This window comes from Sulfitobacter sp. GN1-4, assembly GCF_055693825.1.
Map to the genome: position 1 here is coordinate 2,901,237 of NZ_JBVFUQ010000003.1, position 18,032 is coordinate 2,919,268.

The 18,032-nt window shown below is 55.8% G+C and carries 16 protein-coding genes and 1 tRNA gene; 8 read left to right on the forward strand and 9 right to left on the reverse strand.

What is annotated here, in order from left to right; all coding sequences use genetic code 11:
• Positions 1 to 8: 8 nt before the first annotated feature.
• Complete coding sequence (locus ACZ1HM_RS14875) at positions 9 to 830, forward strand: ABC transporter permease (RefSeq protein WP_472743458.1); 822 nt, start codon at positions 9 to 11, stop codon at positions 828 to 830.
• Entirely contained in the window at positions 830 to 2,467 is a 1,638-nt protein-coding gene (locus ACZ1HM_RS14880; RefSeq protein ID WP_472743459.1) for an ABC transporter ATP-binding protein, read from the forward strand. Before ACZ1HM_RS14875 ends, ACZ1HM_RS14880 begins: the two co-directional genes overlap by 1 nt.
• Positions 2,468 to 2,572: 105 nt before the next feature.
• On the opposite strand, the gene ACZ1HM_RS14885 is transcribed toward ACZ1HM_RS14880, so the two are convergent.
• Positions 2,573 to 3,079 (reverse strand): hypothetical protein, encoded by a 507-nt coding sequence (locus ACZ1HM_RS14885; RefSeq protein ID WP_472743460.1) that lies wholly within the window; start codon positions 3,077 to 3,079, stop codon positions 2,573 to 2,575.
• Between the two features lie 134 nt (positions 3,080 to 3,213).
• Here ACZ1HM_RS14885 and ACZ1HM_RS14890 point away from each other — a divergent pair, with 134 nt between their 5' ends.
• Positions 3,214 to 4,170, forward strand: a complete 957-nt coding sequence (locus tag ACZ1HM_RS14890; RefSeq protein ID WP_472743461.1) for an NAD(P)H-binding protein — start codon at positions 3,214 to 3,216, stop codon at positions 4,168 to 4,170.
• Positions 4,171 to 4,224: 54 nt separating this feature from the next.
• Positions 4,225 to 5,061, forward strand: coding sequence for an alkaline phosphatase family protein (locus tag ACZ1HM_RS14895; RefSeq protein WP_472743462.1), 837 nt, complete (start codon positions 4,225 to 4,227; stop codon positions 5,059 to 5,061).
• Positions 5,062 to 5,106: 45 nt separating this feature from the next.
• Here ACZ1HM_RS14895 and ACZ1HM_RS14900 read toward each other — a convergent pair whose 3' ends face one another.
• The 5 genes from ACZ1HM_RS14900 to ACZ1HM_RS14920 all read right to left on the reverse strand — a co-directional run bounded on the left by ACZ1HM_RS14900 (position 5,107) and on the right by ACZ1HM_RS14920 (position 10,740).
• Entirely contained in the window at positions 5,107 to 6,045 is a 939-nt protein-coding gene (locus tag ACZ1HM_RS14900; protein WP_472743463.1) for an alpha/beta hydrolase, read from the reverse strand.
• The gene (locus tag ACZ1HM_RS14905) at positions 6,042 to 7,916 is read right to left on the reverse strand and encodes an acyl-CoA synthetase (RefSeq protein ID WP_472743464.1); all 1,875 of its coding nucleotides are present in this window, start codon (positions 7,914 to 7,916) and stop codon (positions 6,042 to 6,044) included. The genes ACZ1HM_RS14900 and ACZ1HM_RS14905 overlap by 4 nt, the downstream gene beginning before the upstream one ends.
• 193 nt (positions 7,917 to 8,109) lie before the next feature.
• On the reverse strand, positions 8,110 to 8,541 hold the full coding sequence (gene lysM / locus ACZ1HM_RS14910) for a peptidoglycan-binding protein LysM (protein WP_472743465.1): 432 nt from the start codon (positions 8,539 to 8,541) through the stop codon (positions 8,110 to 8,112).
• A 67-nt stretch (positions 8,542 to 8,608) separates the two neighbouring features.
• Positions 8,609 to 10,411 carry an ABC transporter transmembrane domain-containing protein gene (locus tag ACZ1HM_RS14915; RefSeq protein WP_472743466.1) on the reverse strand — a complete coding sequence of 601 codons (1,803 nt, stop codon included), beginning with the start codon at positions 10,409 to 10,411 and terminating at the stop codon, positions 8,609 to 8,611.
• Positions 10,412 to 10,665: 254 nt separating this feature from the next.
• Positions 10,666 to 10,740: transfer RNA gene (locus ACZ1HM_RS14920), tRNA-Gly, on the reverse strand.
• A gap of 76 nt (positions 10,741 to 10,816) precedes the next feature.
• Here ACZ1HM_RS14920 and ACZ1HM_RS14925 point away from each other — a divergent pair.
• Both ACZ1HM_RS14925 and ACZ1HM_RS14930 read left to right on the forward strand, forming a co-directional pair.
• Positions 10,817 to 11,512, forward strand: a complete 696-nt coding sequence (locus tag ACZ1HM_RS14925) for an SDR family NAD(P)-dependent oxidoreductase (protein WP_472743467.1) — start codon at positions 10,817 to 10,819, stop codon at positions 11,510 to 11,512.
• Positions 11,513 to 12,033: 521 nt separating this feature from the next.
• A complete protein-coding gene (locus ACZ1HM_RS14930) occupies positions 12,034 to 13,575 on the forward strand; it encodes an ORC-CDC6 family AAA ATPase (RefSeq protein WP_472743468.1) in 1,542 nt (513 codons plus the stop codon).
• A 1,078-nt stretch (positions 13,576 to 14,653) separates the two neighbouring features.
• Here ACZ1HM_RS14930 and ACZ1HM_RS14935 read toward each other — a convergent pair.
• Positions 14,654 to 15,109: a MarR family winged helix-turn-helix transcriptional regulator gene (locus ACZ1HM_RS14935; RefSeq protein WP_472743469.1), complete on the reverse strand. Its 456-nt coding sequence runs from the start codon at positions 15,107 to 15,109 to the stop codon at positions 14,654 to 14,656.
• A 90-nt stretch (positions 15,110 to 15,199) separates the two neighbouring features.
• Here ACZ1HM_RS14935 and ACZ1HM_RS14940 point away from each other — a divergent pair, with 90 nt between their 5' ends.
• Together ACZ1HM_RS14940 and ACZ1HM_RS14945 are read left to right on the forward strand one after the other, a co-directional pair.
• Positions 15,200 to 15,799 carry an SRPBCC family protein gene (locus ACZ1HM_RS14940; RefSeq protein ID WP_472743470.1) on the forward strand — a complete coding sequence of 200 codons (600 nt, stop codon included), beginning with the start codon at positions 15,200 to 15,202 and terminating at the stop codon, positions 15,797 to 15,799.
• A 7-nt stretch (positions 15,800 to 15,806) separates the two neighbouring features.
• Positions 15,807 to 16,319 (forward strand): YdeI/OmpD-associated family protein, encoded by a 513-nt coding sequence (locus ACZ1HM_RS14945; protein ID WP_472743471.1) that lies wholly within the window; start codon positions 15,807 to 15,809, stop codon positions 16,317 to 16,319.
• A 543-nt stretch (positions 16,320 to 16,862) separates the two neighbouring features.
• Here ACZ1HM_RS14945 and ACZ1HM_RS14950 read toward each other — a convergent pair.
• Together ACZ1HM_RS14950 and ACZ1HM_RS14955 are read right to left on the reverse strand one after the other, a co-directional pair.
• A complete protein-coding gene (locus tag ACZ1HM_RS14950) occupies positions 16,863 to 17,252 on the reverse strand; it encodes a VOC family protein (protein WP_472743472.1) in 390 nt (129 codons plus the stop codon).
• A gap of 358 nt (positions 17,253 to 17,610) precedes the next feature.
• Positions 17,611 to 17,958 (reverse strand): hypothetical protein, encoded by a 348-nt coding sequence (locus ACZ1HM_RS14955; RefSeq protein ID WP_472743473.1) that lies wholly within the window; start codon positions 17,956 to 17,958, stop codon positions 17,611 to 17,613.
• Between the last annotated feature and the right edge of the window lie 74 nt (positions 17,959 to 18,032).

Below are 18,032 nucleotides of genomic sequence, written 5' to 3' on the forward strand. Positions count from 1 at the left end.
GTATGACCATGAATATTCGTATCCCCTTTGCCGCCCTGTTGGGCCTGTTCTTTACGGGGCTGTTTTTCCTCATCGCCATCTTTGCGCCACTGATCGCGCCTTATGGCTATGACGAGGTTGTCTCAAACGGGTTCTGGGAACCGGCCACATCTGAGTTTCTGCTTGGCACCGATGGCATTGGCCGCGACCTGCTAAGCCGGATCATCTATGGGCTGCGCACCACAATCTGGATTGGCACCTTGGCCACAATCCTCAGCTTTACCACGGGGGCCATCCTGGGCTTTCTCGCGGCCGTTCTGGGTGGTTGGGTCGATCAGGCTTTGTCGCGGTTTGTGGACCTGATCATGTCGATCCCGTCGCTGATCTTTGCTTTGGTCATCCTGTCCATCACGCCGATCACCATAACAGTGCTGATCCTGGTCATGGGCTTTCTGGATTCCACACGCGTCTACCGTCTGGCGCGCGCCGTTGCGGTGGACATCACCGTGATGGAATATGTGGAGGCCGCAAAGCTGCGCGGTGAAAAGTACGGCTGGATCATCTTCCGGGAAATCCTGCCGAACGCCCTGTCACCGCTGGTGGCTGAGATGGGTCTGCGGTTCATCTTTATGATCCTCTTCATCTCGACCCTGTCCTTCCTGGGCTTGGGCATCCAGCCGCCTCAGGCGGATCTGGGCGGCATTGTGCGTGAAAATGCCGAAGGCCTGACCTACGGTATTGGTGCAGCCCTCTATCCTGCGATGACCATCGCCATCCTCGCCATTTCGGTGAACCTGGTGGCGGATTGGGTGCTGGCACGCACCACCTCATTGAAAGGGGGACGTGGCTGATGTCTGAACCAATGCTCAAAGTGCGCGGTCTCAAAATCGGGGCCACGGTTTACCCGCCTGGAGAAAAACCCAAAGACATCGAAATTGTGCACGGTGTCGATTTTGATCTGGCCCCCGGCAAAGTGCTGGGTCTGATCGGGGAATCCGGTGCGGGCAAATCCACCATCGGCCTGGCCTCTATGGCCTACGGCCGGGGCGGCGTTGAAATCACCGGAGGTGAGGTGCACGTCAATGGACGCGACATCCTCAAATCCGGGATAAGCGACGTGCGCAAACTGCGCGGTGGTGAGGTCACATATGTGTCACAATCCGCGGCAGCCTCGTTCAACCCGGCCAAAAAGATCATGGAACAGGTGACCGAAGCGGCGATCCTGCAGGGCAAATTCTCAAAAAAGGATGCGGAGGAGCGCGCGATTGCCCTCTTCCGCAAACTGGGCCTGCCGGATCCTGAAAACATCGGGAAACGTTATCCGCATCAGGTGTCAGGAGGTCAGCTGCAGCGTTGTATGACCGCGCTGGCACTTTGTCCTGAACCCGATCTGGTGGTGTTTGATGAACCGACAACGGCGCTGGATGTGACAACCCAGATCGACGTTCTGGCCGCCATCAAAGAGGCGATCAGAGACACCGGTGTGGCCGCGCTTTATATCACACACGACCTGGCGGTTGTGGCGCAAGTCTCGGACCACATCATGGTGCTTCGGATGGGGGAGATGGTCGAATACGGTGAGACCGATCAGATCATCAACAACCCACAAGAGGAATACACCCAGGCGTTGGTCTCTGTGCGCTCCATCACGCATGAGGAAAAGATCCCCACCGACAATCCGCTGCTGCGGGTTGAAAACATCACGGCCCGGTATCGCGGCACCAACTTTGACGTGCTCAAGAATGTCAACGTGGAGCTGCATCCCGGCCAGACCTTGGCGGTTGTGGGCGAGTCCGGTTCGGGCAAATCCACCCTTGCGCGGGTGATCACCGGGCTGTTGCCGCCCAGCGCTGGTCAGACCATCTTTGACGGACGCACGCTGACGCCTGATCAACCCTCACGCGGGATCGAAGATCTGCGCGAATTGCAGATGATCTATCAGATGGCTGACACCGCGATGAACCCACGCCAAACCGTGGGCACCATCATCGGCAGGCCGCTGGAGTTCTACTTTGGTCTGAAGGGCAAAGCTAAACAGACGCGCATTCAGGAACTGCTGGATGAGATCGAACTGGGCGATGGCTTTCAGGATCGCTATCCTGCGGAGCTGTCTGGCGGCCAAAAACAGCGTGTCTGTATTGCACGCGCATTGGCGGCAAAGCCCAAGCTAATCATCTGTGATGAGGTTACATCAGCACTGGATCCGCTGGTGGCGGACGGCATTCTGAAGCTGCTGTTGAAGCTGCAAAAGGCCGAAGATGTCTCATACCTTTTCATCACCCACGATCTGGCGACGGTAAAGGCCATCGCCGATAGCATCGCTGTGATGTATCAAGGTGAGGTCGTGCGCTATGGGCCCAAAAGCCAAGTGCTTGCCCCGCCGTTTGATGATTACACCGATCTGTTGCTAAGCTCGGTTCCAGAGATGAAGCTGGGCTGGCTGGAAGAGGTTCTGGCCAATCGCAAGATGGAAAGCGCGGGGAACTAGGGTTAGGACCTTAGGCGTATTGCATCCTTTATCAAAGCAAGGCGGCGCGTGTGAAAACACGTGCCGCGTTTTTTCGAACGGGTTAAACTGGGCAAATCGCCTCCTTCACCCCATTTGCCCATGCGCCTTGAAATGCGCCATAAGGATCGGTTCCAGTTCAGCGCGTTGACGCATCCCTGAAAGGACCTGAACCACCTGCCCTGCCCCATCCAAAAGCACCAAGGTGACATGCGGTACATTGTGCCGCCGGGCAAAAAACTGACCTTCGGGCTGGGTGATGTCAGCGACAAGGTACAAAAGATCACATTCACCAAATTGCTTCATCGCGCGTCGGGTTTGGCGCTGCAAGGCGGTGCAGGTCGGACATTGCGGATCATGCACTTGCACCACCGTTGGCTTACCCTGTCCGATCTGTGCAAGATCATGTTCGCGCATGTATTGGCGGTACATGCCCACACCGGCATATCCGCCCCCGCCTCCGGCGATCAGCGCCAGCGCGCCAAACCCTGCACCGCGGATCATCTTGCGCCGCGACAAACCTTCGACAGGCGCTGTCTTGGCCGCCTCTGCTTGGCGCCTTTTGCGGGCATTGGTTTTAGAAGCTTTTGCCATGGGTCCACCTTTGTGTTTTGCCAGACACTAGTCGCACGAGGCCAATGCCCACAGTCACGATCTTTCACGTCCGTCTCACGTTTATGCGAGCGTTTCCGGCTTGAGACGCCGCAGAAGAGCGGTAGGGTCAGCGTATGACAGGATCGACGCGCAAAATTGCAGTGTTCGGTGCCACGGGCACCGCAGGTCAGGGCACCGCGCGGGCGCTGGTTGATGCCGGACTGCATGCTGTTTCATTCGGGCGGCGGGATCCGCAGGTGCCCGGCATCGCCCACCAAACGGTGGACCTGTCCGACCGGGCGGGTCTTGCCAAACACTTGGCCCAGAGCGGGGTGGACACGGTGATCTCTTGCCTCGCGTCACGCAGCGGGTTGCCCGCTGACGCCTGGCGCGTTGATCACGGGATGAACCAACACCTGCTCAGCGCGGCGCAAAGCGCGGGCGTGCAGCAGTTCGTTTTGTTGTCGGCCATCTGCGTGCAAAAACCCAAGCTGGCCTTCCAGCAGGCGAAGCTGACCTTTGAAGATGAACTGGCCCGCTCGGGGCTGACCTATTCCATTGTCCGCCCCACGGCGTTTTTCAAATCCCTATCAGGACAGCTGGACCGGCTGCGCGCGGGCAAGCCATTCTTGGTCTTTGGGGACGGCACGCTCACCTCTTGCAAGCCCATCAGTGACATGGATCTTGGCCGGTTCATCTGCCACTGCATCACGGATCCTGCTTTGCACAACCGTATCCTGCCGATCGGAGGGCCTGGCCCCGCGCTGAGCGCGCATGACATTGGCCTGGCGTTGTTTGATGCGCTGGGGATTGAGCCGCGCTTTCGCTCTGTGACGCCCCGCTTGCTCAGCGGGATTGCTGCAGGGCTGGGGGCCGCTGGGCGGGTCATCCCCCGCTTGGCGGAAAAAGCATCGCTGGCCCGCATTGGGCATTACTATGCCACGGAATCCATGCTGGTCTGGGACGCGACCGCCCAGCGCTATGATGCGGAGGCAACGCCAGAGTTTGGCACAGAAACACTGCCCGCCTTTTTTCGCAGTCTGGCCAGGGGCGAGGCACAGGTTGAACGTGGCGATCACAGCGTCTTCTGACTTGCGCGTCGGGGTGCGGCACGTCAGTACTTGATCAGCGTATCGGAGGCCAAAATGGACAAGAAACTTCTGCTGATCATTCTGGACGGGGTCCCCTACCGCAACTTCCGCAGGCTTTTTGGCAACCTTGAAGGCTGGGTTGATGCCGGTGACGCCCGCGTCTGGAAACTGCGCGCGGTGCTGCCGTCCATTTCTGCCTCTTGCTATGCCTCGATCCACACGGGCGTTGCCCCGGCTGAGCATGGCTGTACCGGCAATGGCAATGTGTTCCGGCTGGGCCACCAGGATGTCTTTTCCCAGGTGCGGCGTGCAGGAGGCATCACCGGTGGGGTTGCGCATTCCTTTTGGTCTGAGTTTTTCAACCGCTCGCCCTTCGACTACGTCCGCGACGTGGAATATGATGAACCTGACAGCAGCACCATCAACCACGGCCGCTTCCATACGATGACAGGCTATGGGCGCGACAATCAGATGACCCCGTCAGATGTGGATCTCTTTGCCTCGCTCACCAACCTGTGCCTGCGCTTTGGCCTGAACTATGGCATGCTGCACACCTGCACGTTGGACAGCATGGGGCACCGGTTTTTCCATGACTGTCAGGAGATGGATCATGCCTGTTTCGTGATGGACGAAATGCTGGCCCCCTTCATTCCGAAATGGCGCGCAGCGGGGTACGAAGTGATCGTGACGGCGGATCATGGCCAGGATGAGCGTGGCCACCACGGCGGGCGCGGTGCCTTGCAACAAGAAACGGCGCTTTACTACTTTGGTCCGGCAGAAGGTCCGCGCGAGGATGCCGTTATTGATCAGCTTCAGCTTGCCCCAACGATCCTAGAGCGCTTAGGCGCACCGGTGGCTGAGACGATGAAGGCAGGGACGTTCCTGACATAAACGGCCCCTGCTCTACCCAGCGCCCCACCTGCGTGGCGGCACCGGTTAGGCGTACGGCCACTCCCGCCGCCCGAGCGCACTAATCGCGCCAACGACCTCATCAAAAAAGCCTGCGGCCTTGGACGACATGTTCCGCGCCCGCAGACAGGCATGGACCATGCCTGGCACGTCGATCCAAACGGCCTGCCCGCCAGCCGCCTGAATGGCATCGCGGTAGGCCTCACCATCGCTGGCCAGCGGATCACACTGGGCGGTCACCGTCACCGTCGGTGGCAATCCGCTAAAATCCTGATCCGCCAGTGGGGCATATCTGGGATCATCCTTGGGCGGCGGGCTGCCCCCTGTGCGGACGGTTTCATACATCTGCAAATCCGCCAACGTCAGGTGCGGGGCATTGGCGTGGGTGACATATGACCCTTTGGTCCGGTCCCCCCCAAGGCCGGGATAGATCAGAACCTGGCCAATCACCCTGTCCTGCATTTTGCCGCGTGCATGGTGGGCGACCGCTGCGGCCAGATTGCCGCCCGCGCTGTCGCCGCTGAGAATAATCTCTCCGGGATGGCCCGCCGCGATGGCCGCAAAGGCGCGCCAGGCATCGTCAAAACAACCGGGAAAGACGGTTTCAGGGGCCAGGCCATAGTCCACTGAGATGACCGTATATCCGCTGCGGTCACAAATTTCGGCGCAGACATCATCATGGCTGTCCAAGCCGCCCAGAACAAAACCGCCGCCATGGTAATAGACCACGGTTACCCCGCTATCACCCGCTTGATAGGTGCGACAGGCGACACCGCCATAAGTGCCGTCTTGCACGGTTACCCGCGGGGGTCGGGGGGCACGAAAATCGGCGCACATCCTGTCATAGGCCGCGCGGTGGTCGGCCACTGACATCCCCGTCGCATCCGGCGGGTAGCTTTGATCCAGCCGCCGGATATAGGCCCACATCTCAGCGTCGATCAGACGCTGGTAGTCCGTTTCGCTCACGCGGCTTTTTCCCACGGCCGCGTAAAGCCGCCAAGGGCGCCGTCAACCTCGCCATCGTCAGCGCCGTTCATGGCAACCTGCGCCACCAACCCGCGCTTCTTGTCGTCGATGACATTGGCCACGCGGGCCGCTGAGCCGGCCTTTTCCAAGGCCTCATCATAGATCCGCACGATGGCATCTTTGCGCAAGTCAGGTTTGAAGATCTTGCCCACCGCGGTCTTGGGCAATTCCCCCATAATCGTGATGTGTTTTGGATGCGCAGCCCGTTCTGTCACGTTTTCCTTGCAGAAATCGAGCAGTTCTTCAGGCGTCGTTGATCCGCCATCGACCAGCTCAACAAAGGCGCAGGGCAATTCGCCCGCATGCGCATCGGGTTGACCGATGGCCCCTGCAAAAGCGACAGCCGGGTGGCCTAGCAACGCCTCTTCAATCTCAGCCGGGTCAATGTTGTGGCCCCCGCGGATGATCAGGTCTTTGGAGCGGCCCGTGATCCAAAGATAGCCATCTTCGTCCACGCGGCCCAAATCGCCTGTCCGCAGGTATTTGTTATCATGATAGAGGTCTGCGTTCTTTTCCGCCTCAGTATAGGTGTTGCCCACATATACGCCGGGGTTTGAAACGCAGATCTCGCCCACTTCATCAACGCCGCATTCTTCGCCGTTATGAATGATCTTGATGTCGGTATAGGGGAACGGGATACCGATGGAGCCCACCTTTTTCTCACCATCAACCGGATTGCCGGAGACAAGGCAGGTGGCCTCTGTCATGCCGTACCCTTCGACGATGGTCATTTTGGTGGTTTCCTCAAACCGTTTGAACAATTCCAACGGCAACGGCGCAGAGCCTGAGAACGCCACCTTCACAGATGAGATATCAGCGTTGACCGGCACCTGCATGGAGGCCGCGAGTGCCGTTGGCACGGAGACGACGAAAGTGACCTTATAGCGCTCCACCAGTTTCCACAGGTTGTCGAATACGCCCTCACCCCGGTAGCCCTGGGGCGTTGGGAAGACCAGATGCGCACCCGAGGCCACCGCCCCCATCAACATCACCTGACAGGCCATCACATGGAAAAGCGGCAGCGGTGCCAGCATCACATCGTCTTCGGTCAGAAGCGTTGTTGCCCCCAGCCAGCCATTATAGATGGCACCTGAATATTGGTGCTGGGCCACCTTCGGCATGCCCGTTGTCCCACCTGTGTGGAAATAGAAGGCCACGCGGTCTTCCTGTACATCCTCAAAGCTGAGCGTTTTGGATTGCTTGTTCAGCTCGGTGTTAAAGTTGAGGTATTTGGCGTCATTGGTGACGGTCATTTTGGGGCGGATCAGCGGCACGATCCACGATTTGAGTGGGGTGAGGTAGCGGTTCAGGTCGACCTCAAGCACTGTCTTGACGTTGGGCGCAAGCTTGACCGCAGCGGCCGTTTTCTCAGCCACGTCCGTTTTCGGGAAGGGCCGCAAGGTTACAACAACCTTGGCACCGGTTTCGCGCAGAATGGAGCCGATCTGTTCAGGCTCCAACAGCGGGTTGATGGGGTTTGCAATCCCTGCAACCGCGCCGCCCAGAAGGGTCAGAACCGTTTCATTACAGTTGGGCAAAACATAGGCCACAACGTCATTCGGGCCGATCCCCAGCGAACGAAAAAGATTGGCCGCTTGCGAAACCTTGCCGTGCAAGCCTTCCCAGGTCATCGTCTCTTTCTTGTCGGTCGGACCCGACAGCAGCTGGAAACTGATGGCGTTGTGGTTGGGGAACTTGTTTTTGGTCTCGGTGAGTTGCCCGAAAAGCGTGACGGGCACATTGCGATCCTCCCAGGGCTTTTCCGCCTCGATCGCATTACGGTCTTCCATCCCGGCGTATTGACGCGCCATGGTCATTCCTCCCAATTTTGCCTCTGACGGGCATTAAGTTTGGTAAAAAAGATGGGAGGAAACACCCAACAGTGCAAGCGCTTGCGCTACGTAAACTTCACCGAATGGCCGTTTTCCAAAAAAAGAAAGGGCATTTGTCCAGATCAGACAAATGCCCTGTCAATTAACTTAGACAGCTTTTGGCCCTCAGGCCTTAGGCGGCGGGGATCCGCAGCACCTGACCAGGATAGATCTTGTCAGGGTCGCTGAGCATGGGGCGGTTGGCCTCAAAGATCTCAGTATAGCGGGCCCCATTGCCCAGCGCCTTTTCAGCCACGGCCCAAAGCGTGTCGCCCTTTTCAACGGTGTGGAACGTCGGCTCGCCCTCGCCCCCGTCGATATTGTCCTCAACGGTGGCCACGCCTTCGACGTTACCAACGGCCAGGATCACCTTTTCTTTCATCTCTTGGCTGACAGCGGTGCCGCTGACTTTCACCTGGTCGCCCTCAACCTGGATGTCCAACCCATCGGCTTCCAGCCCCAGATCTTTCAACTCGTCCTTCAGGGCGGCACCCGATACTTCAGCGTCGTCATCACCGCCGAAGATCTTCTTGCCAGCGCCCTTCATAAAATTCCACAAACCCATTTCGGTGCTCCCGTATTAAAAACCGTCCACGCACTATGCGGGTCTTCGGAACGATGAAAAAGGGGAATTATTCGGCTGCCAAGCCATCGGTGAACTGCAGCCGTGCCAAACGGGCATAAAGACCGTCCCGCGCCACCAGTTCATCATGCGTGCCAACAGAAACCACAGCACCATCCTCCAACACGATAATGCGGTCGGCCTTTTTCACTGTCGCTAGCCGGTGCGCCACGATCAGCGTTGTGCGGTCTTCGCTCAACTGGTCCACAGCCATCTGCACCGCGCGTTCGCTTTCTGCGTCAAGCGCGCTTGTCGCCTCATCCAGCAGCAACACCGGCGCGTTCCGCAAAATCGCCCGCGCGATTGCGATACGCTGCTTTTGCCCGCCCGATAGCATCACGCCCCGTTCGCCAAGATAGCTGTCATAGCCGTCCGGCAACGCACTGATGAAATCATGTGCCGCCGCCGCTTGGGCCGCGGCCCTCACGTCTTCATCCGTTGCCTCAGGACGGCCAAAGCGGATGTTCTCAGCCGCACTTGTGGCAAAAATCACAGGGTCCTGGGAGACCAATGCGATGGACTGGCGAAACGCAGCGCGGTCCATGTCTCGCAAATCCACACCATCCAGGGTGATACGCCCAGAAGATGGGTCATAAAAACGCAGCAATAACTGGAAAATAGTGGTCTTGCCCGCCCCGGACGGCCCAACAAATGCGACGGTTTCGCCCGGTTGAATGGTCAGATCGACCCCGTTTAGCGCCGCCGTTTCGGGCCGGGCCGGATAGGCAAACTGCACCCCTTCGAATTCAATATGCCCCGTAACCTTTGCGGGCAGCGCCTTGGCGTTCTGCGGATCGGTTACGGTATCATCAGCTTGGAGCAGTTCAACCAATCGCTCCGTCGCCCCTGCCGCGCGCTGCAGCTCGCTCCAGATTTCAGACAGGGCCGCGACAGCACCCGCAACCATGACCGCATAGATCACGAACTGCACCAAGGCACCCGGCGTCATGGCATCAGCCCGCACATCCCGCGCCCCAATCCAAAGCACCCCCACGATGCCCGAGAAGGTCAGGAAGATCACAATTGTGGTCAAAAACGCCCGCACCGTGATCCGGCGTTTGGCCGCGACATAAGACAGCTCTGTCACCTCAGAAAACGACGCGCGGCTGGCCGTCTCATGGGTAAAGGCCTGCACCGTCTGAACCGCGGTCAGGCTTTCGGAGGCGTTCCCAGAAGAGGCGGCAATCCAATCCTGAGTTTCCTTGCTGAGAACCCGCATGCGCCGCCCCAACGTCAGGATGGGGATCAGGACAGCCGGCACAATCAGTAACACCATCATGGATAGCTTTGGCGAGGTCAGCAGCATAAGCGCCAACCCCCCCAGAAAAATCAGCGCATTGCGCAAAGCAATCGAAATGCTGGAGCCGATCACGGATTGGATCAGCGTGGTATCGGTGGTGATGCGGCTGAGGACCTCACCGGTAAGGATCTTTTCATAGAACGCAGGGCTCATGCCGATGACACGGTCAAAGACGGCCTTGCGGATATCGGCAACCACCCGTTCCCCCAGCCGCGTCACCAGCGCATAGCGCAACGCCGTGCCCAGCGCCAACAGACCTGCGATGCCAAGGGCCGCCATGAAATACTGATCCAGCAGCGCCGCTTCTTGGGTGCCAAAATTGTCCACCACGCGGCGCACCGCCAACGGCAGCGCCAGCGAAACCCCAGCCGTGATCACCAAGGCCAGCGCGGCCGCGATCACCAGTCCGGTATAGGGCTGAAGAAACGGGACGAGCGCGCGCAACGCACCAAGCTTGCGCGACTTCTCCCGCTCAACCGGGGCATGAAGCGATGGGTCAGGTGCAGCCGTCATGCACGCTCCTTTTTAAGTGCTGGCGTCATGGCGCGCCAAAGCAGCGGGGTCAAGCGCAAGCTGCACCTGCCTTCTGCGGCACAATGGCCAGAGCGCGATGAACATGGGGGAATGTCCTGGAGCGGGCGGCGGGAATCGAACCCGCTTCATCAGCTTGGAAGCCTTAGGCTCAAAATTCGAATAGCGCATTCTTATCAATAACCTGCGAAATACCAACACATCGTTTTGTCGGCAGATTATCGGAAAAGAGATTTTGGAGCGGGCGGCGGGAATCGAACCCGCTTCATCAGCTTGGAAGGCTGAGGTAATAGCCAGTATACGACGCCCGCTCAGCAGGGTACGGCTTAGGACGTAGAGAAAGTAAGGTCAAGCACCTGCTTGTCCGTAAAGGCGGAGGAAGGACATATGAGCAAACCGATTGCTGTGATTATTGGTGTGGGTGACGGTCTTTCAGCCGCCCTCGCGCGCAACCTCAGTGTCGATCACGACCTGGTCCTTGCGGCACGGACGCCGGATAAGATGGCGACCTTGGTTGAAGAGCTGGGAGCAAAAGCTGTGACATTGGACGCTACGGATGAGGCATCTGTGGCAGAACTGTTCGACGCCCTGCCCTCCTCGCCCCGGGTGGTCATCTACAATCCATCTGCCAGGGTCCGTGGCCCGATTGCAGAGCTGTCCGCTGATGATGTCCGACGCGCCGTGGATGTGACTGCGATTGGGGCGTTCTTGGCAGGGAAGCATGCGGCAAAGCACATGTTGGACACTGAGCCTGAAAATGGGGTTCGAGGAACAATCCTATTCACGGGCGCTTCCGCAGGGGTAAAAGGTTTTCCCAACTCAGCGACCTTCGCGATGGGCAAGTTCGCTCAGCGTGGTCTGGCAGAAAGCATGGCGCGTGAGCTGCACCCCAAGGGCATTCACGTCGCATGGGTCAACATCGACGGGGCCATCTTGAACCCAGGTCGATCTGAGCCGGCCGACAAGCCCGGATCGATGCTAAGGCCAGAAGCCATTGCCCAAACATACCGGCATTTGATCGAACAGAACCGCAGCGCATGGAGCAATCAGATCGCGGTCCGTCCTTGGGTGGAGACGTTCTAGGATTGGCTCTGAGGGGCATCTTGCTGCGTAATGCGGACTAGGAATTTGAACTATCTAACAGGCTTAGTCAAGAAGCCGCTCAGACTGCCTTGGCCTTCACTCAGGGCGGGAAGGAGACATTCGCTGCTGGCGCGAACTCGTCTCTAAGCCGTGCGGAAGCGGACCTTCGGTTAGGCCTTCGAGTGAAGTCCAAGTTTCCGCCGTCGTTTGAGATACTGAACGACATTTGGTCGACTTAGGCTTGCAAATCGAAGTACCATCCTGAAGTCTAGAAAAAATCACACAACCCCTGAGAGTGCTTGGCGCCGTAGCGGGTAAACCAAGGCGCGCGCACCGAGAATGACTGTGACTATTGACATAGAGAACCAGAACGAGCTTCCAATAGAGGAAAACTTTGTCGAGCAAGCTGAGTATATTGATCGAGCAAAGTTTCTTGAGCTATCGGCGCAGCATCCCGATGAGGTGAGTATTCTAAAGAAGTTAATGGGCGGCGGCGCGAAGCTGCTCATTGGGCCGAGAGGATGTGGGAAGAGCACCCTAATGAGAAAAGCTTTTTTCGCATCCTTGAAAGCGGCAAAGACAACGCGATTCCAATCTACGTCAATTTCAAATTGGCCTTGAAGCTAGAACCCTTTTACGTGAATGGCCCCAATGCGACCTACTGGTTTAAGGCCTGGTTAGTGTTGAAAGTACTTTTAGCTGTATGGGAGACAAAGGAGCTTGGGGACGAGATTGTGTTGCCCTCAGAACTTCCGCCAAAAGAAAAACTCAACAAACTTGTTGATGTTCTAGAAGCCAGCCGCGCTGAAGATGACCAAGTCAACGATTTCAGTATTGGTTTTTTGACAGAGCTCATGGACGACCTCGCGATCGAGAACAGTGTAAAGCGGGTAGTTATTCTTATCGACGATGCTGCACACTCGTTTTCGGAAAAGCAGCAAGAAGACTTCTTTGATTTCTTTAGGGCGATAAAGTCGCGAACAATTTCTCCGAAGGCTGCGGTCTATCCTGGAATAACTGCTCATTCCGCAAGCTTTCATGTTGGGCATGATGCGGAGCAAATTGACGCATGGGTTAAGCCTTCCGGACAGGAATACGAAGAGTTCATGTTGTCTTTGGCAAACAAACGCTTTGAAGGCACCAATATTGATGTGGTTTCAAAAAACGAAGAGGATATCCGTTTTCTGGCGTATTGCTCTTTTGGAATTCCACGAGCATTTCTCGGTATGCTCAGGTCGATCTATAATTCTCAGGAAGCGTACAAGACAACAGATGGAGCACTCAACAAGAACGCCGTCCTACGCCTGTCTAGATCTGGGCGCGACATGTCGCATGCCGTGTTTGACTCTCTTTCATCCAAATTGCCATCCTATCAAAGCTACGTGACAAATGGCACGAAGATATATCAAGCAATCCTTTCACAAACGAAAGACTACAATCGAGGTAAGGAGCTTGAAAAACAAGGCTTGCAGTTTGCTATTCGAACCCCAATCGAAGCGGATATTGAGAAGGTATTCGGGTTCCTACAGTACTCCGGACTAATTATGCCGTCCGGGTCTATACTAAAAGGTGAGAAGGGCTCTTTTCAGCATTATCATATCCACACAGGAGATTTGACCGCAGAAAACGTGATTGTAGGGCAAAGAACTAAGTCGATCGCTTCATTCTTGAAAGTTATTAGGCCGACCAAGCATCAAGCTTGGCCTCGGTTGACTTCAGTGGCTCTTTTGGAAGCAGCAAAAGTCAAAGCGAGCGACTTCACCCTGTCACTGCCAGTATGTCATGTGTGTGGTACACCGAGGAGCAATCCAGAGGCGAGATTTTGTTCAAATTGCGGAACTCAACTCAAGCCCTCCTCAGCATATGAAGCCTTGGTGGGGCAGTCTATATCTGTATTGCCAATCTCAAAGACACTAGAGAAGCGCATTCGAGAAAATTCCAATATTCGTAAGGTTCGAGATATATTGCTCGATGTGGATCGACGAACATTACTAGGAATTCCCTATGTCGGCAAAATTCGAGCACAGCAGATCGTGGGCCACGCCGAAGAACATGTGTCATGACATTGAATATAGAAGACTTTGCGAATGGAGCCCCCTCTTCAAGTAGTATTGGCTCAATAGACGAATACTTAGTTGAGACTGACTACCCGAGCCCGATTGACGCATACATCTTGCACTCAAGAAGTTTACTAAGGTACGGTACTGCGGATCGACTTGCTGAGAATGAACATCTTGGCGGGCTCCTTTTGCTGGGTTCAGTATCAGCCGCAGAGGCCTATTTTAGATCAATATTGTCAGCGACTTTGGAAGCTTGTCCTATTTGCAGACAAGTCTCGGCAGAAAAACAGATAAATTTGGGAGGAGCACTATGGCATGGCCACGCTGAATTTAGACGAAGTGCATTTGAACACATGTCTTTCAGCTCCAAAGAAGAGCTAAAGAAAGCAACACGCCAGTTCATTGGGTTTGAACTCAGAGACGCAAGATTCAAAGGGCCACTGGATCAATTCGAAATGGTTTGTCATCTCAGGCATGGGCTCGTCCATAACGGTGGTACTCTGCCCGGGCGCAATGCGGTCCAAATTGAGGCCAAGACCTACTCAAAACCAGTTCGGATAAACGTAAGTTTTCGTCTCTTGCAGAGAACGGTCGAAGCTGTAGACACGCTTGTCTTAACTCTTAATCGTGAACTCTTCGCAGAAATGTGCAAAAGATGGGCCGTAGATTGGAGGCAGCGCGCCGATTGGGACCCTATATCTGAAGATCGGGCGTTCCGAAGATTATGGTCGGCTTTTGTGAGCAATGAGCTAATCGGGGCGCGGACCGGTCGATCAGCATTCTCGCGCAGTAAATGTATGTCGCAAGTTCGGGACTACTATAATCTCTGAGGCATTCAGTTTTTCCTGCGCCAGGATTGTGGAGGCACTTATGAAGAATAGACTGGTACTAGATCAATTAGCTTGCGCAGCGAAAGTCCGATCTGACGCGCCGCACTGCAGCATGTTGCGCATCTGGCCAATGTCCGCTCTGGGCCGTCTACGACGGTGCTCCTGGTCTGCAACGTTGCAGACGCAGCGGCGCATCCGAGGTCCGCTTTGAGCCCAGCCCTACCACATGCTGCACGCAGCGCGAATGGCTGCTATCGATCATTGATCGATGCTACGACCTCATATGCAGATGACGCGTCATTGAGGTGTTTCACCGCAGCTTTTCGCTCGTCCGCAGAATACTCTGCAGCGATCCGCTCAATTTCTCTCGCAACCCTGGAATAGATCGGCCCAAGGGTTTTGAAAAGGTAAGGTGTCGGATGGACGATGATCCCTCGCCGGTCGGCCGGGTCACGTTCGCGCCTTGCTAGGTCTGCTTTTTCCAAACGGTCTAACAACGTCGTGACGGACCCAGTGGTCAATCCCAACTCGGCTGCAATCTTGCTTGGCTTAACCGGTGCTTCTGCGAGCATGTTCAAACACCGCAGGTCGTTCCGGCTGACGCCGACGGTGTTGGCGGCTTTCGTATCGAGCCGGTCAATACTTGCGTACAATCTGCGGCACGCTCCGACCAGGTCCCGAGGCGTCGCTTCTTCGGAAGATGGCATCAGCTGTTGTCCATTTAGCTTGACAATCAAGTTACTTGATATAGATCATCGCTCAAGTGATACTTGAACACAAGAACCATGGAGACTGACATGGAAATCGCGCTTTATGTTGTGCTGGGGCTGGTTGCGCTCATAGCCCTTTTGTCTGCGCTCGCGCCCGCGCGGGTGGAATACACCGAAGAGATAACGGTCAATGCACCCGTCCAGCAGGTCTATGACGACATCCGCCTGCAAGAGCATCTCATGCGTTGGTCGGCCTGGCCGAAGGAAACCAAATCGACCTGTACCGTCGAAGGCACGGATGGAGAAACGGGTGCCAAAACGGTGTTCTTCACTAAGGGCAAACAGGTTGGCCATCAGAAAGTTGTGCGCCTGAAAGAGAACGAGGAAATCGTTCTCACGCTTGTTGGCCCTGGGCCACCGCATAAGCCGAAACTGACTTTTGAACTTCGTCCTGAGGGCGAAGGGCGCACGCGCGTGTTTGCTCACTTCATCAACGAACTGCCGCGCCCATTTAACGCGATCTGGAGGTTTGCTGGTCTCACGAAATGGACGAGGGAGATGCACCGGAAGGACCTCGCCGGTCTCAAGGCATTCTCAGAGCCGCCGCACCGAGACATGAACGGTGACGTTGTCGGGCACCCACCGAAAGGAGAAAATCCTTACGAGCATAACAAGCAGGCGGCCTGATCGTCACATGGGTTACTTCACCCACGAATTTGTCGGCGAGATTGCCCTGCATGGCGTCGGCAAGTCGCGGGTGATCACCTACAAGGTTTTGTTCATGCCACCGCGTTTTGAGGCCGAACTGCCCTTCCAGACCTACCCGCGTTTGCGGGTGGAAGGTGAGATCGCCGACGTACCTGTGCGCGGTGCATGGATGCCGGTGGGTGACGGAAGGCGCTACTTCATTGTTTCGCCCGACATCAAGGCCAATACCGGTCTGGACGTCGGCGATAAGGTGGAGATGCGGTTCAGAGTAGATGATCAGGACTACGTTGATGTCCCTGGCGCTTTACTGGCGGCTTTGAATTCGGACGATGCGGCGTCGGCGCAGTGGGACAAGCTGACAGCCGGAAAGAAACGGATGTTCACCAACCACGTCTTCTCTGCAAAGACCGCACCGACCGAACAACGTCGCGTTGACGAGGCGATGGCAGCGATCACAGAAGGGATCACGCTCCGCGACCTGCAACGACGTAAGAAATAGGCTCCACCTATTTTAGCAGAAGCTGCCATTGGCGCGAGCATACTGCACGGCAGTTAAGTCCCGCGATGCGTGAGTTCGACTGACGTCGAATTTCGCTCGCGCAGCGAATGGCAGGTCCGCCGGGCCGCACCGCAGCATCTTGGGCGGTCAGTAAACGGCAGGAATGGGCCGAACCTGAGTAGGTGGGGGCAGGACAGAAATATGTCAGGGCTCCTGATGTAACGCAAAATCTATCTTACGTAAAACGCATTGAGCGCGAATTTGTATCGTAGTTGAAAGCCGCTGTACAACCAATTTCCGGAGCGAACCCATATCAACGGATGCTACTAGCGGCACGAATGCCGGTTGTGCCCTTTGCTTAGTGTGTGGCGGTGTTTGACAAAGTATTCCCCGGCGAAAAGTGGTTCGCCGATGTAGATGCCGACTAACATCAGGTCATGAAAAGTGTTCTCTGGCGTACTACTGCTCCGTTTGCAGAAATAGGCCAAGCGTAGCCTGTTGCGTGAAGAAGCTGGTACATCCCATTTGCCGCCAAAGATATCTTCAAGAAACAAGCTGCTGAGAAAGCCTCCAAGGAGGGAAACGGCGCTCATTTCCAGCGTGAAACAGACACAACTTGTTCCCACTTGGATCCTTCAGATGGACCGTTCTCCATCTGAACGCTTGGTCTTTGGGGTCGTCTTCAAAAGCGATCCCGCGATCACACAGTTCAATGACCTTCTGATCCACATCATCGACCTCGAAGTATATAACGGTGTTTCCCACAGCCACCTGATTTGATTGGTAAATCGAAAAAGTTGCTGCACCTGATGGCATTTCGAACCGAGCGTATTCGCCACGTTCAGAAACGATCAAACGAAGTCCAAGTCTTGTGTAAAATTCGATACTCTCCTGAAAATCTCGCACTTCGATCAAAACTTGATTTAAGTCCATGTTGACCACCTCAACTATCCAGAATCACTTTCGACACCACACTAGCGTCTCAAGTAAGGTTGAGGTAAAGGCGCAATGCGGGCTTCGGTCGCCTTGCTGTGGATCGAACACATTGCAGCCAAAGCTCAAGACGAGCGTATCTTAATAAATCCCGCATCTCGCTGAAGTGTCAGCCAGGCCGCCATGAACTTTTTGCGCTTCCGAGAGGAAGCCGATGCTGATCTTCTTGTGGCACCGCCATATATACATTGTCCAGCCATCCGAACTTCCAGACGATAAAACCGAAAATGGCGATAACCTCACCCCAATTGCAGGCCCGCCGTCAGCTTATAGAGACTCTTTGGCAATTATTGGGCGCTTAAAGCGCATAGCGGTCTTTGAAATTCCAAACCCATCCCACGCCTGCATCAGTTTCAGCATAAATGCGGTCATTTGAGGGGTCGCATATCTGTTTTCCATCCCAGGAAACCATGTGAAAACGGTCGCTGTGGTTTAGGGAAGGAACCTGAAGGATTGCTCGTTCGCATTTGCTGATAATGTCGTTCAATGGGGTAAAGCGACCATTCCTTCGCGCATCAAACACTGCATATTCTCGCCCTTCAAAACATCCAACTGCTTCAAGAATTTGCACCGTGTCGACATAAGTCTTGACCCCGGTTTGTGTGATACGTGTTGAAAGATCGTCACCCCAGAGTTGCAGCGCCACTTCGTACTCTTGGTTTGCAGCCATAGCAGCGCAGCACAAGAAACAATCGCTACTATACCTTTGTTTGATCACCA

What these genes read in the sequence shown, in the direction of transcription:
- ACZ1HM_RS14945 (WP_472743471.1), top strand. Translation starts at nt 15,807, where the DNA reads ATGGGTTACTTCACCCACGAATTTGTCGGCGAGATTGCCCTGCATGGC.
- ACZ1HM_RS14895 (WP_472743462.1), top strand. Translation starts at nt 4,225, where the DNA reads ATGGACAAGAAACTTCTGCTGATCATTCTGGACGGGGTCCCCTACCGC.
- ACZ1HM_RS14890 (WP_472743461.1), top strand. Translation starts at nt 3,214, where the DNA reads ATGACAGGATCGACGCGCAAAATTGCAGTGTTCGGTGCCACGGGCACC.
- lysM (WP_472743465.1), bottom strand. Translation starts at nt 8,541, where the DNA reads ATGGGTTTGTGGAATTTTATGAAGGGCGCTGGCAAGAAGATCTTCGGC.
- ACZ1HM_RS14880 (WP_472743459.1), top strand. Translation starts at nt 830, where the DNA reads ATGTCTGAACCAATGCTCAAAGTGCGCGGTCTCAAAATCGGGGCCACG.
- ACZ1HM_RS14885 (WP_472743460.1), bottom strand. Translation starts at nt 3,079, where the DNA reads ATGGCAAAAGCTTCTAAAACCAATGCCCGCAAAAGGCGCCAAGCAGAG.
- ACZ1HM_RS14950 (WP_472743472.1), bottom strand. Translation starts at nt 17,252, where the DNA reads ATGGACTTAAATCAAGTTTTGATCGAAGTGCGAGATTTTCAGGAGAGT.
- ACZ1HM_RS14875 (WP_472743458.1), top strand. Translation starts at nt 9, where the DNA reads ATGAATATTCGTATCCCCTTTGCCGCCCTGTTGGGCCTGTTCTTTACG.
- ACZ1HM_RS14905 (WP_472743464.1), bottom strand. Translation starts at nt 7,916, where the DNA reads ATGGCGCGTCAATACGCCGGGATGGAAGACCGTAATGCGATCGAGGCG.
- ACZ1HM_RS14930 (WP_472743468.1), top strand. Translation starts at nt 12,034, where the DNA reads ATGTGGGAAGAGCACCCTAATGAGAAAAGCTTTTTTCGCATCCTTGAA.
- ACZ1HM_RS14935 (WP_472743469.1), bottom strand. Translation starts at nt 15,109, where the DNA reads ATGCCATCTTCCGAAGAAGCGACGCCTCGGGACCTGGTCGGAGCGTGC.
- ACZ1HM_RS14915 (WP_472743466.1), bottom strand. Translation starts at nt 10,411, where the DNA reads ATGACGGCTGCACCTGACCCATCGCTTCATGCCCCGGTTGAGCGGGAG.
- ACZ1HM_RS14925 (WP_472743467.1), top strand. Translation starts at nt 10,817, where the DNA reads ATGAGCAAACCGATTGCTGTGATTATTGGTGTGGGTGACGGTCTTTCA.
- ACZ1HM_RS14940 (WP_472743470.1), top strand. Translation starts at nt 15,200, where the DNA reads ATGGAAATCGCGCTTTATGTTGTGCTGGGGCTGGTTGCGCTCATAGCC.